This is a genomic window from Phormidium sp. FACHB-1136, assembly GCF_014697375.1.
GTDB lineage: Bacteria > Cyanobacteriota > Cyanobacteriia > Phormidesmidales > Phormidesmidaceae > Nodosilinea.
Map to the genome: position 1 here is coordinate 1 of NZ_JACJRS010000130.1, position 13,192 is coordinate 13,192.

Consider the following 13,192-nt stretch of genomic DNA (forward strand, 5'->3'; position numbering starts at 1 on the left):
ACGCCAAGGCCTTGAGGTGTCGCAGATCCCGACGATGGCTATATTGACGCAGCAAGGACAGCACTTGATCATAGAGACAGGTGGTGGCTGGCATGGCAAAGACCCTGGGATATGCAATTCCAGCGTCTCATGTCACCTCACCTTTTCCCCCTCGCAGCACGAGGTTTCAAGCCTTTCACCCACTTCTGTCAGGCAGTCAGGCGGATGCCAGGGTCGTGTTCTGGGCCAGTTGAAGGGGCGAGGGCGGGATTACAACCTTCATTCCTTCCGATTGCAGGAGATGTCCATTAGCCTTTGTGGCTTCTAGGATGGCTAATAATCGCCGCACTTCTCGCAGGGTGGTTAATAGTTCTTGAATGAGGAGATCGGCCTCCTGTAAAAATATCTCGTGCGTTACCAATCTCCCCGTTGGGTCTTGCCATTCCTGATAAAGTGTTTCGACATAGCCTACAAACTCAGCACGGGATAGGGGCACATCATCTTGGGCAGGGTCGAGATAGTCGTTTAGATCGAGGGCGACAAAGTGCCTCAGCAGTTCTTGGTAGAGATCGTAGGTGTAGGGGTCTTCGCCCGACCGGATCATTTCTAGCAAGGTTTCAGGGTCGCCACTGGTCATGGTAACGGGTGAAATGCCAAAACTGAGGTGGGTTTCGGGTTGAAGCGTTGGAGGGAGTAACGGACTCGACAGCGCTTTGGTTTGGAAGGGGGCCATCTGGCGATGGGCATCTTCAATTTGGCGAGGCACCCGCCCCCGCAGATAGCGCATATCGCTACCCAGGGCTTCGCAGGCGGCGGTGATGTGGGTAGAGCGCAGGGTGCGTTGATCATTGAGATCTCTCCACATCCTGGCTGTGATGCGGTTGTATTCACCCACCCGTAGCGGCTGCTGAAGGTCACCATCAAGGATTTCGACCCAGGGTAAGGGGGCTTCGGTGGGGGGGTGTTCCTCCTCGGTAGACGACTCCGGGATGTTGGCCATGGGGATCGGGCTGGGGATGATCACCGGGGCGTTGGCTAGGGCGGTATTTTGGGGCAATAGCCCTAGGGCCAAGCATCCAACCGCAGCGTATTTCCAGATCATCCTTTCTCCTCTCGGCTGGGGCCGACCTTGGGGTTCTAGAGACTGGTCTTCACCAGGGATAGGGAAGTTTCAGAAAAGTTGACACTTTGTAAAGTGCCCTAGGGTTCCCCCGGTACAGGGACTCGCTGCCGTGCCCTTGGCTACGCCCGCCCCTGGCTACCCTAGGTGGTGGTGAGGATAGTGCGATGGTTGATATCGAAGCGATCTCCGTGGGAGAGCAGATGAACCTTGAGACCGTGGAGGCTGATGGGATCGGTGGGGGCGATGTCGGGCTCGTTGGTGTGGGTGATCGCTTCGGCATCGACGACGGTGATCACCCCTTTGCCGATGACGCGGAAACTGCCGTCGCGTTCAAACAGGGCACAGGTGTCTTCGTCAATGCCGAGGCCCAGGCGGTCAGGCTGCATGGCAATGGCGCTCATTAACCGGGCCATGCGATTACGGTTGTGGAAATGCTGATCCACAATCACCTCTGGCACAAAACCGAGGCCAATGGCCATATCCACCAAGGCGCGATTGGGAGATTCGCCACTGCCGCCCCCGGCAATCATGTGGTGGCCCATCACTGCCGCCCCGGCACTGGTGCCGCCCAGGGTCATTTCTCCCAGTTGAGCCCGTTGCCGCACCAGGTCAATCAGGGGTGTATCCGACAGCAGCCCACAGAGGCGCACCTGGTCGCCCCCGGTAATAAACACCCCCGTACAGGACTCCACGACGGACTTCCATGCGGGGTCTTCCCCCTGGCTGCGGTCGCGAATGTCCATCACCTCAATGGCGGTGACTCCCATTTCCTCAAAAATGGTTTGATAGCGTCCGGCAATGGCCACTGGATCCCGCGAAGCACAGGGAATAATGCCAATGCGGGCCGCTGCCCCACCCGACCGCTCAAAAAAACTATGCAGAATTTCTTTGCCGTGGATCTTGTCTTCCGCACCGCCAATGGCCAAGATGGCATGTTGCAAAAGGGCATGTTGACTTACAAAGGACATGGATTCATCAACCAAGGAACTTGAAATTGCAGCTAGGGCTCCGGTGCTGCATGATAAAAAACACTGCTGTTTAGCATCATGCCACTACATCGGGGGAGTTAGGCGATGACCGAAGACATCGACGGGAGGCCGCACCTGCGGTTCGATGTGGTTAGCCTGTTTCCAGACTTCTTCACCTCACCGCTCCAGTCCGGCTTAATTGGCAAAGCCCTCACCCGCCAAATCGCAGAAGTTCATCTTACCAATCCCAGGGACTTTACAACGGATAAACACCACCGGGTTGATGACGAGCCCTACGGCGGCGGTGTGGGCATGGTGATGAAGCCCGACCCCATCTTTGCGGCGGTAGAATCCTTGCCCCAGTGGCCCCAGCGAGAGGTGATTCTGCTGTCGCCCCAGGGGGAGACCATGACCCAAGCCCTGTTTCAGCACTTGGCCAGCCAATGCGACCAGATTGTGCTGATCTGCGGCCACTACGAAGGGGTGGACGAACGGGTGAGCCACCTGCTAACGCGGGAGGTATCCCTGGGGGATTTTGTCCTCACCTGCGGCGAAATTCCGGCCCTAGCACTGATCAACGGCACCATTCGTCTGTTACCGGGCACCGTAGGCAAGGTGGATTCCCTCCGTCAGGACAGCTTTCAAACCCCGCTGCTCGACTACCCCCACTACACCCGTCCGGCCAACTTTCGGGGCTGGGCCGTGCCAGAGGTGCTACGTTCTGGCAACCATGAAGCCATTGCCCAATGGCGACGACAACAACAAATCGAACGCACCCAAACCCGCCGCCCCGATCTCTACGAACGCTGGCTTCAGGAGCGATAAAAGGGCGCTTAGGTGGGGATCGCCCTAGGACAGCAACCCCACCACCAGTAAAATGGCCCCTAATCCGAGACAGCCCACCATGGCCCAAAAGGCGATTTGCGCGTTCTGGGTGGCGGATTTCACCAGGGCTTCCTGGGATTTGGGCGAAATGATAAAGGGCTGGTTAGTATTGGGATTCTCGACGGTGAGGGATCCGGTGCGGTCGCTGACCATGCCTAGAACCGTGACCTGACGCCCTACGGCCAGGATAGATTCGCGGTAGCGATAGCCCAGGGTGCGACGATTGCCCCCGCCGAAGCTATCCCCCAAATTCATGGAAAAGCCGCCAAAAGAGATGGAACCGCCATTAGACTGGCCCGGTCGAAATTCGTTCAGCACTTCCACCAGCTCCACATCGGCCCCTTCAGGATTCACCTCTACGCGCTCTTTGACTTGATCCACTAGGTCGAAGGGGATGGACTGTTGCTCTTGGCTGATCGTGTCGGAGCCGCGTTGGGTACGGGTGCGCCAGTTGCCCTTTTCGTCCTGCTCGCGGATGGTTTCTTCATACTCGCGGATGACGGCATTGCTGTAGTACACGCAGGGCATCCCCTTCATGGGTGAGGTGAGGGGGGCTTCGGTGGTGATGGTGCCCCACAGCAGCACATAGTCACGCCAGTCGCCGCTACCAATTTCTTGTGCCACGGCAGAGGCCAAGCTTTTAAGTTCACCGATGGGGGTGGTGTGGGCCAGTTTGAGGTGTCGGGAGCGATGACCTTGATGCCCGCGCACAAACCAAAGCACACCACCAGCCACCAGCAGAAGAAAACCAAAGAGTGCCATAGAAATTACAAGGAACAACGATAGCGGGAGCTAGGACGGGGAGAATCTCATCCCTGCCCCTAGTTCCTTAAATCAGCGTACCCAGGCGACTCTCCGCAGTATCAGCGCATCCGGATTACAGTCTGAGATATTTTGTTGCAAAACTTAAAGCCTTGGCAGAACTCCTGAAAGCGCTGATACACTAACATTCAGCGATTTTATTTCAGCCCGTCCTTCGTTGCTTTGTCACAACGGATGTTCGGGTTATTGAGCGGCAACCCTGGGCACCGCCCCTGGGGGAAATCAGCCCGCTGAACTCACCCACCCTCAATCAACTGCGCAACCACGGACTCATGGTAGATTCCCTTAAGAAGCCTGAATTTCAAGAAATCCGCCCAGGGGTCAAGGCTCCCGCCAAGGACACCATCCTCACCCCTCGGTTCTACACCACCGACTTTGACGAGATGGCCGCCATGGACATCTCCATCAACGAAGACGAACTCCAGGCCATTTTGGAGGAATTCCGGGCCGACTACAACCGCCACCACTTTGTGCGGGATGAGTCCTTCGAGCAGTCCTGGGAGCACATCAGTGGCGAAACCCGGCAGTTGTTTGTGGAGTTTCTAGAGCGCTCCTGCACCGCCGAGTTCTCTGGCTTCCTGCTCTACAAGGAACTGGGCCGTCGCCTCAAAGATAAAAGCCCCGTGCTGGCCGAGTGCTTTAATCTGATGTCCCGCGATGAGGCCCGCCATGCTGGCTTCCTCAACAAGGCGATGTCGGACTTCAACCTTCAGCTCGACCTGGGCTTTCTGACCAAGAGCAAGAAGTACACCTTCTTCAAGCCCAAGTTCATCTTCTACGCCACCTATCTCTCTGAGAAAATTGGCTACTGGCGCTACATCACCATCTATCGCCACCTGGAATCTCACCCCGAAAACGAGGTGTACCCCATCTTCCGGTTCTTCGAGAACTGGTGCCAAGATGAAAACCGCCACGGCGACTTCTTCTCCGCCCTGATGAAGGCCCAGCCCGACATCGTCACCGATTGGAAAGCCAAGCTGTGGTGCCGCTTCTTCCTGCTGTCGGTGTTCGCCACCATGTACCTGAACGACCTTCAGCGCAGCGCCTTCTATGCCACCCTGGGCCTAAACGCACGGGATTACGACATCGAAGTGATCGAAAAGACCAACGAAACCGCTGGTCGCGTCTTCCCCGTGGTGCTGAACGTCGATCACCCCGACTTCTTCAAGCGCCTGGATACAGCAGCGGCAGCCAACGCCAAAATTACCGCTGTGGCGGAATCCAATCAGCCCAAGTTCCTGCAAACCCTGCGGAAGCTGCCCCACATCGCCAACATCGGCTGGCAAATGGTGAGCCTCTATTTCATGAAGCCCATCGATGTGACCGATTCCCGTGGCCAAGTGCGCTAGGTTCTGCGGGTAATTTTCCCAAGAAAAAACGCTATCCTCGTTTCCCCCAACGGCTTTGTAGACCTACAGAGCCGTTTTTCTTATCTCGTAGGTTGGGGTGGGCGCGATAGCAGCACCCAACAAGCCCTCAGCCCTCGGCAGGTGTTGGGTTCCGCTTCGCTGTGCCCAACCTACATTGGAGATGGGGCAGGCAGGGCAAAACCTCAATTTAAGGTACCTCTCCAGCGTTGGAAGAGGTACCTTAAACTGAGGAATACGAGGGGGAAAATACGTCCCTAGAAACATGCTAACTAGCATCGTTTTCCCCTTCTCCAACGGGCTCGATGCCAGCGGTGATTAAGTTGTACTTGCGATCATAGTAAATCGGCTTTTCGTTACGCAGTAAGTCAACCAACATTGCGCTACGTTCAGCGCCTTACTGGGTGACAATCTCCATAACTCCCTCACAGTTTAGAGCGTCATGGCGAAACTATCGTCTTTCTGTACCTGTACCGAAATCGTTACAACTCCGAGTCGATGGAAATTCCATCGGAAGGGCGAAGCGTGGGGCCATCCACCGGGGCAACGGAGGGGATGGGGAAGGCGGGCTGATCTAAGGCAATTTGTAGTGTCGCCCCATCATCGGTGGAGGTTTGGGCCACGGACCACTGAACTGGGTTAGAACCAACGGTGTTTGATAGCAGATTTAGTACGCCCAAGACCACCACGCCCGCCCCGGCCATGGAGACCATGCGGAAACGACGGTTTAGACATTGAAACACCCCCACCAGGGTGACATCGGCCTCGCAGGAGGGCGGGCAATCCTCTTCGCGCAGACCGTAGCGCAGGGCCATGAGGCGGTTGTACAGACATTTGGCGGTGGGATCGTTGCTCAGCCATGTTTGCACCAAACGCCGTTCTTCTGGGGTTACTTCCCCATCGAGGTAGGCGCTGAGTAATTCAAAGCGATCACGTTTCATCACATCTAGGTCCGAACAAATCGCTACAGCGGAACTGAAGAGGGGGCTGGATTGGCGATGATCGCCCCCATGACCCTGGAGTGAACCCGGCGTGTAAGGGAATGTGGACATACCGAAAACACAACACCTAAAGTCATGACACTAGACGACAGGCAAGTCCCCTAGGGTTCCCAGAGGCAATCTAGGGCTTGGGGGTTAGCTAGACGACCCGATGCTTTGCCGATACTGATCATAATCGGAATTTTAAAAAATCGGTAATCCCCCGGAAAAGAATTGATCCGATTCTTCTTATATAGACACCAGATCAATAACAATTCCATAAGGACGCCCTCACACCCCCCTGTGCCCCTTGGCCGAAGGGCCAGCAGTGGGATAGGGTTAAAACCGATGCTTTTCCATGACTGCCGCCGTGATTCCGTCTCCTGCTACCTTTCCTGCCGACCCTCCCGCTGATTTGGCGGGCTTAATGCAACACCGTCAGGGCTTTCCAGCGCTCCAGCGGGGGCTTTATTTTAATTACGGTGGCCAAGGGCCGATGGCGGAGGTGACCCTACAAGCCATGGCGGAAGCCCATCGCCACATCCAAACCGTGGGGCCATTTTCCAACACCGTCAACCAGTGGATTGGGGCTGAGGCCGTCCGCACCCGTCAGGCCATCGCTGCCGAGTTGGGCACCACCGCCGACACCATTACCCTCACTGAGGATGTGACCGTGGGCTGCAACATTCCCCTCTGGGGGATGCCCTGGCAGGCGGGAGACCATATCCTGCTATCCGACTGTGAACACCCTGGGGTGATTGCGGCGGTGCAGGAAATTGGCCGTCGCTACGGTGTCACCCATAGCACTTGTCCACTGCTGGAGACGGTGAACGGCGGCGATCCCCTGGCGGTGATTGACCAAGCCCTGCAACCCAATACCCGCCTGCTGGTGATCAGCCATGTGTTCTGGAATACGGGCCAAGTGCTACCCCTCCAGGCGATTGCCGACCTGTGCCATCGCCGCCCCCAGCCCGTGCGGGTGTTGGTGGATGCAGCCCAATCCGTAGGCTCCTTACCCTTAGACTTGCCTGCCCTAGGAGTAGATTTCTACGCCTTTACAGGTCATAAATGGTGGTGCGGGCCAGGGGGATTGGGGGGGCTATACGTTCGCCCAGAAGCGCTAGAGGCTATCCATCCCACCTTCATCGGCTGGCGCAGCATTACCAGCGATGCTGCCGGAAATCCCACCGGATGGCAACCCAACGGTCAACGCTTTGAAGTCGCTACCTCCGACTATGCCCTTCATGCCGGACTGCGCGTTGCCCTCGATTACCAGGCTCGATGGGGGACTGCCGAGGAACGCTACCAGCGGATTTGCCAGCTTAGCCAGCGGCTTTGGTACCAGTTGAACGCCACTCCCCACCTGCGCCCAGTGCGGCAAACTCCACCGGATTCTGGCCTGGTGTCTTTTTGGTGGCTTCAGGATGGCGAACCTTCTCCCCAGCACCATCGCCAACTGGTGGAAACCCTAGAGGCCGAGGGGATTTTCCTCCGCACGCTGCTGTCGCCCCATTGTGTACGGGCCTGCGTCCACTATCTCACCCTAGAATCGGAGGTAGACGCCCTGGCCGAGCGGCTGAGTTCCATCAAGCTTTAGGTCAAGTCCGGCTTAGCAACTCCCGATTCCCTGGTAGTAGATTGTGGCTAAGCAAGGTGGCTAGGGCGCTGTCAGTCATTCAGCCATCTATAGGTGTTTACCATGTCCACCAAAGCTACTATCGCCTACGGACAAACGTTTCACTTCTACCACGAAGTGCTCGACGACAGCTATGTCTACCTAGAGCTAGAACAGGTGCAGTTTGAAGCCTCCTACAACCGGGTCATGGTGCCGATTCCCGTTCACATTTGGGAGGTGATTCGGCAGTATCCCGGCATTGATCTGTCCTGGGCCGACAAGTCTGACGCAGAGATCCTAGACCACGTGAGCCAAAACGTCGATGAGCGCCTTCGCAACTACGAAGCGGCGGAACCGGATAAACGGGGTTGGGTGTCGATCTGTGGCGGCCTTGTGTATGGCAACGCCGATGCCCCCCGCAACGAGCAAATTGAACAGGGCGTCGCCTACTACCAACGGCTGCGGGAGCATCAACAGCAGGTTAAGGTTGCCATCGCCGAACTCCAGCAGTCACAACGCCCTCCCGCCTAGGGGTTCCCCATCCGCTGACTCTGGTCATATCTTGGGCCTTATTGTTTAGTTGGCAATGGCAACAACAGGAGCGAAATGAACCATTGATTAGGATGAAGTCGGAGGAACAAGTGAGATGAGAGTCTAGAAAGCTTGGGGTAGAACCATCATGATTATGCAAGCTGAAGCCAATAAAATCTATACACCCGAAGAATACCTTGAACGTGAAGTAGAATCAGCGATTCGCCATGAATATCGCAGTGGAGAAATAATTCCTATGACAGGTGGGACACCTAACCATAATGATATTGCTGGCAACCTATATATTCTGCTGAAGTCTAGTCTTAAAGGGAAAGCATATCGTACATTTTATGCCGATCAACGGCTCTGGATTCCTGGGGCTAATCTCTACACCTATCCCGACGTGATGGTTTTGTCTAAGCCTCTCGAATTGCAAGCTGGGCGGCAAGATACCGTCATCAATCCCTGCTTGATTGCCGAGGTTCTATCACGGTCAACCCAGAACTATGATCGCAGTGAAAAGTTCGTTGCCTACCGCACAATTTCAACGTTTCAGGAATATCTTCTCATCGATCAGTATCGAATTTATGTTGAACATTATGTCAAAACGGCTGATCATCAGTGGCTATTTTCAGAGCATGACGATCCGAAGATAACCTTGACCTTAAATACGATTAATCTCCAAATTCAAATCTCCAATCTCTACGAAAATATCGATTTTCCCAACGAGTAAACGAATCTCTGGGAGCCCAGATCAGAGGTCGCCCAAAGCATTGGCCTAATTCAACGTTGAAACCAGGCGGTGAGGGCGAGGGCGAGGGCGTCGGCGGCATCGTCGGGGCGGGGGATTTGGTCTAAATTCAGTTCATGGGCCACGGCTTGCTGAACTTCCGCCTTGTCGGCCTTGCCATATCCGGTGAGGGCTTGCTTCACCTGGGCGGGGGTAAATTCCGTTAGGGGTAGTTGATATTGGGCGAGGACGAGCATGACGACGCCTCGTGCTTGGGCGACCAAAATGGTGTTGCCCATGCGGTAGAAGAAGAATTTTTCGATCACCACCTGATCGGGCTGAAACTGATCAATCAGGCTGTGGAGATCGTCGTAAATCGTACAGAGACGTTCCCCGACCGGGGTTTTAGCCGGGGTGGAAATAACGCCAAAATCGATGACCTTAACGCCCGACTCGGCCTCCTGGGCCGGAGTGTCTATCACCCCAAAGCCCAGGGTAGCCAAGCCAGGATCGATGCCCAGAATGCGGGTCGTCACCGGGCCTAGACTATCTCACCCCAGCGGGTTGGCGACCGTTGGCCATGGCTTCGTCGGGATCGGCGAGGCCAAATACCTTACAGAACACCTTTTCCACCTTAAAGCCAGAGTCGATGCTTTCCAGGGGATCCTTGCGCAGACGGTGGCGCAGGCAGAGAACGATCACCCGTCGGATGTCGTCGAGGGTAACTTCGGTGCGGCCTTCGTAGGCGGCGATGGCCTTGGCGGCGCGGTTGGTGACAATGTCTCCCCGCAACCCATCCACATCCAGTTCAGCGCAGACCTCAGAAATGCGCACCCGGTCTTCGTACTCTAGAGTGACGGAGGGCAGGCGCTTTTGGGCCTCGACTAGGCGGGCCTGAAGCTCGACTTGCTTGGCCTCATGCTGGGCCAGATAGCCAGCGGGATCTTGGTCAAAGGCGGAGCGCTGTTCGACGATTTCCACCCGCAGTTCGGGGTTGCGCACGGTGCGGATTTCGGCGTGCATGCCAAAACGGTCGAGCAACTGGGGGCGCAGTTCCCCTTCTTCGGGGTTGCCGGAGCCCACCAGCACAAACTGGGCCGGGTGGCGAATGGAGATACCTTCCCGCTCCACGGTGTTCCAACCGGAGGCGGCGGAGTCGAGCAGCACGTCCACAAGGTGATCGTCCAGCAGGTTAACCTCATCCACGTAGAGGATGCCCCGGTTGGCCTTGGCTAGCAGACCGGGTTCAAAGGCTTTCACCCCTTCCGAGAGGGCTTTTTCGATGTCGATGGTGCCACAGACCCGGTCTTCGGTGGCTCCTAGGGGCAGGTCTACCATGGGCACCTTTTTGGCGGCGATGGGCAGTTCGGTGGTGCCCCGCTCGGCAATGATGTCGGGATCCTGCGGCGACCGACTGAAGGGATCGTCGGCGACCACTTCGATTTCAGGCAGCAGGTCGGCCAGGGCGCGAATGGTGGTGGATTTGCCCGTGCCTCGGTCGCCCATGATCATCACCCCGCCAATTTTGGGGTCAATGACGTTGAGCAGCAGGGCCAGCTTCATGTCGTCTTGGCCAATCACGGCGGTGAAGGGAAAAACCGCCCGCCGAGGCGCAGGGGATGGGGTGGATGGGGCAGCAGTAGAACTCACTGGCGTCTCTAAGGATTACGGCACAACAAAATTAGACTATCGTCCATTGTGCCACAGTGCTGACGGTCGAACTATCCACGAATGACGGTGATTTGCCGACCGCTGGGGGTTTGGGCCTGCTCGGTGGTGGTGCGTTCGGCGATGGGGGGCAGATCGGGGCGGCGGTTGAAGATGACCAGCCAGCCGCTATCGAGGCCCAGTCCAGCTAGGTAGCGGTCGATCTGCTCTAACCCCGCCTGGAGAGGATCGGGGCGTCCCGGTCGCCACACTTTAAGTTCTATGCCCAGGGTGACATCGCCGTAGCGCAGGCAGAGATCCATGCGGTCGGAGCCGATGGCGTATTCCCGTTCGAGGGTGCCGCCGCCGTTGATGACGCGATGCAAAAAGGCCATCATTACCAGGTGGGGGGCAATTTCGTGATAGGGCGCACTTTTGAGCAAGGGCTGCCCGTGCTGCCGCCAAAAGCTGAGGAAGGACGTGAGCAGTTGATCGGGATCAAGCTGCCCTTCCGGGGTGAGCCAACGGGGGCTGATTTGCGGTAGGGATGCCTCCGAGGTTTGGCTCAACACACGGGGCAAGACTTCCCGGTAAATGGGGTTCGCCACCACTAGCCCCCCCTGGGAACTGCGACGGCACAGCCCTAAATCGATTAAAAAGCGGATGTCATCGACGGGTACATCGCCCAGTCCTTGGCCTGCCAATAGGGGTTCCATCACGGCCCGCACTCGGTCTTCGCGTAGAATGCTGGCCAGACTATCGAGATGGGTGTCTTGTCGTTGAATCAGGATTTCCTTGGCAGTATTTACGTGGGTGGGGGTGATGGTCTCTGCGGGGTCGGGGACGATCACTTCCACCAATTGGCGGGCTAGGGCATTGACCAACCAGGGTTGCCCTTGGGTAAGGTGAAACACCCGCTCCACCGCCTCCGGGGAAAAGACCTGCCCGGTTTCGGCGGTGTGCTGCTGATAGAGTTCCGCCACATCCGCCAGGGAAAAATTGCCCAGGGTAAGGGACTCTATCTTGATGTTGAAGGGGCTGGAGGTATTGAGTCGAGTGCTGCCGCCGGAGGCCACTTTGTAATCCCGCACATCCCGCACACCGATCAGAGCCAGGGATTGGGGAAACCCCTTGGGACGGTCAGGATACCCGGAACGCAGTTGACGCAGAAAGGAAATTAAGACCTCATCCTTCAGGACATCAATTTCATCAATTAAAATCACCAGCGGCCTGGGGGACGTTCTGGCCCAAGTGTGGAGAGCCGCCTGAATTTGCTGTCCGGGGGCGGTTGCTGGCCAGGGGGGCGGTTGAAGGTCGGGAGGGAGACGGTTCTCGGCCTGATTGCGCCAGGATCGCAACATGGCCCGCTCTGTTTCGGCAATGTCGTTAGGAAACGCAGCCCCCACTTCGGCGGAGACCATAATGGCGGTGTATTGGCCGCTCTCCGTGAGCTGTTGGGCCAGGGCAAGCATGGCCGTGGTTTTGCCCGTTTGCCGGGGGGCATGGATGACAATGAAGTGGATCCCTCAAACTGGACAGGGGGCTAAGCTCTGAACGACTCAAACAATGATAGGAGTAGTTCATGAGTAACAAACGCAAGCAATACAGCCCAGCCTTCAAGGCAAAAGTGGCCCTAGATACGGTTCGAGGGGAGAAGACGAGCTATGCTCATTTCTGGTGTATGGAGGGAAAAGAAGGAAGGGCGTATCCTGCTGGATAAGGCAAAGCACCAGACAAGGAATACACCATGAATAGTGACAATCTTATGGGCACCTCGATTAATTGAGTATCCAGGGAATTGCCGTCTCAAAAAAGAACACAGTGAGACAGAAATAATCTTTCTATCGCACTGTGTCAGTCGTGATTAAAATGAATCTACTAGCGTCGTCTTATTGTCTTGATTAAAACCGTTTAATTCAGAACAGGTTCTCGTGTTTCCCAGAAGATGAAGCGCATCAAGTTATAGGTTAAGTTCTTCAGGCCCAAGTTGACTTCAGCACGACCTAAACCGATAGACCTTAACGCCTTTCCGCCCAGTTGCATGACCCACGCACCAAAGACATGCTCAACGTGACTGCGAGTTTTAGAGCGATCTGTATTCTTTTCCTTCTGTTCTTCACTCAACGGTCGATTGCGATAAGGGCGTTCATGAATATGACTTGTCCAGTTTAAGAATGATAAGAGCCATTCGATTCCGGCAGAGCGGTAAGCACTAAGCTGATATGCATTTAAATTGCATTGATTGTGTTTCCTTTATTTTTGATCTTGCGATCCCAGTTGATGACAAGCTGCCCTTCGTTCAATAGGTTATGAACAAGCGCTTCTAAATCCTCAATCGACTCAAATAGACGATTGGCAATGAATTCCTTTGCAGAGTGCCAAACTAACTCGATTAAATTATAGTCCGGACTGTAGGGTGGCAGAAATTCTAAAACAATGTTGGGCATCTCCTTCGCTATCTTCTCTAGAATCTCTGCCTTTTTATGAATACTTGCATTGTCTAAAATGATAAGAATCTTAGGGCCATCCTGCTCAAAGTCTTCAA

Annotated in this window: 14 protein-coding genes; 5 read left to right on the plus strand and 9 right to left on the minus strand. The window is 55.7% G+C overall.

The window, feature by feature from the left end:
• Window positions 1–196: 196 nt before the first annotated feature.
• Together H6G62_RS23850 and H6G62_RS23855 are read right to left on the minus strand one after the other, a co-directional pair.
• Window positions 197–1,081 carry a hypothetical protein gene (locus H6G62_RS23850; protein ID WP_190499866.1) on the minus strand — a complete coding sequence of 295 codons (885 nt, stop codon included), beginning with the start codon at window positions 1,079–1,081 and terminating at the stop codon, window positions 197–199.
• A 161-nt stretch (window positions 1,082–1,242) separates the two neighbouring features.
• The gene (locus H6G62_RS23855; protein WP_190499868.1) at window positions 1,243–2,070 is read right to left on the minus strand and encodes a cyanophycinase; all 828 of its coding nucleotides are present in this window, start codon (window positions 2,068–2,070) and stop codon (window positions 1,243–1,245) included.
• Window positions 2,071–2,205: 135 nt separating this feature from the next.
• On the opposite strand from H6G62_RS23855, the gene trmD reads away from it, so the two are divergent.
• Window positions 2,206–2,895, plus strand: a complete 690-nt coding sequence (trmD, locus tag H6G62_RS23860; protein ID WP_190499885.1) for a tRNA (guanosine(37)-N1)-methyltransferase TrmD — start codon at window positions 2,206–2,208, stop codon at window positions 2,893–2,895.
• Between the two features lie 24 nt (window positions 2,896–2,919).
• Here the strand turns inward: trmD and H6G62_RS23865 are convergent, their stop codons facing one another.
• Complete coding sequence (locus tag H6G62_RS23865) at window positions 2,920–3,717, minus strand: E3 ubiquitin ligase family protein (protein ID WP_190499869.1); 798 nt, start codon at window positions 3,715–3,717, stop codon at window positions 2,920–2,922.
• A 332-nt stretch (window positions 3,718–4,049) separates the two neighbouring features.
• On the opposite strand from H6G62_RS23865, the gene acsF reads away from it, so the two are divergent.
• Window positions 4,050–5,126 carry a magnesium-protoporphyrin IX monomethyl ester (oxidative) cyclase gene (acsF, locus tag H6G62_RS23870; RefSeq protein ID WP_190499871.1) on the plus strand — a complete coding sequence of 359 codons (1,077 nt, stop codon included), beginning with the start codon at window positions 4,050–4,052 and terminating at the stop codon, window positions 5,124–5,126.
• 500 nt (window positions 5,127–5,626) lie between these two features.
• Here the strand turns inward: acsF and H6G62_RS23875 are convergent, their stop codons facing one another.
• The gene (locus H6G62_RS23875; RefSeq protein ID WP_242052252.1) at window positions 5,627–6,085 is read right to left on the minus strand and encodes a zf-HC2 domain-containing protein; all 459 of its coding nucleotides are present in this window, start codon (window positions 6,083–6,085) and stop codon (window positions 5,627–5,629) included.
• 466 nt (window positions 6,086–6,551) lie between these two features.
• Between H6G62_RS23875 and H6G62_RS23880 the strand changes: the two genes are divergently transcribed.
• The 3 genes from H6G62_RS23880 (at window position 6,552) to H6G62_RS23890 (ending at window position 9,003) form a co-directional block, all read left to right on the plus strand.
• Complete coding sequence (locus H6G62_RS23880; RefSeq protein ID WP_190499887.1) at window positions 6,552–7,721, plus strand: aminotransferase class V-fold PLP-dependent enzyme; 1,170 nt, start codon at window positions 6,552–6,554, stop codon at window positions 7,719–7,721.
• A gap of 102 nt (window positions 7,722–7,823) precedes the next feature.
• Entirely contained in the window at window positions 7,824–8,270 is a 447-nt protein-coding gene (locus H6G62_RS23885; protein WP_190499874.1) for a hypothetical protein, read from the plus strand.
• Window positions 8,271–8,418: 148 nt separating this feature from the next.
• Complete coding sequence (locus H6G62_RS23890; protein WP_190499876.1) at window positions 8,419–9,003, plus strand: Uma2 family endonuclease; 585 nt, start codon at window positions 8,419–8,421, stop codon at window positions 9,001–9,003.
• Window positions 9,004–9,053: 50 nt separating this feature from the next.
• On the opposite strand, the gene ruvC is transcribed toward H6G62_RS23890, so the two are convergent.
• From ruvC to H6G62_RS23915, 5 genes are all read right to left on the minus strand, one after another.
• Entirely contained in the window at window positions 9,054–9,536 is a 483-nt protein-coding gene (gene ruvC / locus H6G62_RS23895) for a crossover junction endodeoxyribonuclease RuvC (RefSeq protein ID WP_190499878.1), read from the minus strand.
• A 10-nt stretch (window positions 9,537–9,546) separates the two neighbouring features.
• Window positions 9,547–10,650 (minus strand): magnesium chelatase ATPase subunit I, encoded by a 1,104-nt coding sequence (bchI, locus tag H6G62_RS23900; RefSeq protein WP_190499880.1) that lies wholly within the window; start codon window positions 10,648–10,650, stop codon window positions 9,547–9,549.
• A gap of 71 nt (window positions 10,651–10,721) precedes the next feature.
• On the minus strand, window positions 10,722–12,170 hold the full coding sequence (locus tag H6G62_RS23905) for an AAA family ATPase (RefSeq protein ID WP_347239419.1): 1,449 nt from the start codon (window positions 12,168–12,170) through the stop codon (window positions 10,722–10,724).
• A 388-nt stretch (window positions 12,171–12,558) separates the two neighbouring features.
• Window positions 12,559–12,840: a transposase gene (locus H6G62_RS28440; protein ID WP_347239420.1), complete on the minus strand. Its 282-nt coding sequence runs from the start codon at window positions 12,838–12,840 to the stop codon at window positions 12,559–12,561.
• A gap of 35 nt (window positions 12,841–12,875) precedes the next feature.
• Window positions 12,876–13,192 (minus strand): transposase (locus H6G62_RS23915; RefSeq protein ID WP_190492465.1); only part of this gene is annotated, 317 nt, incomplete at its 5' end.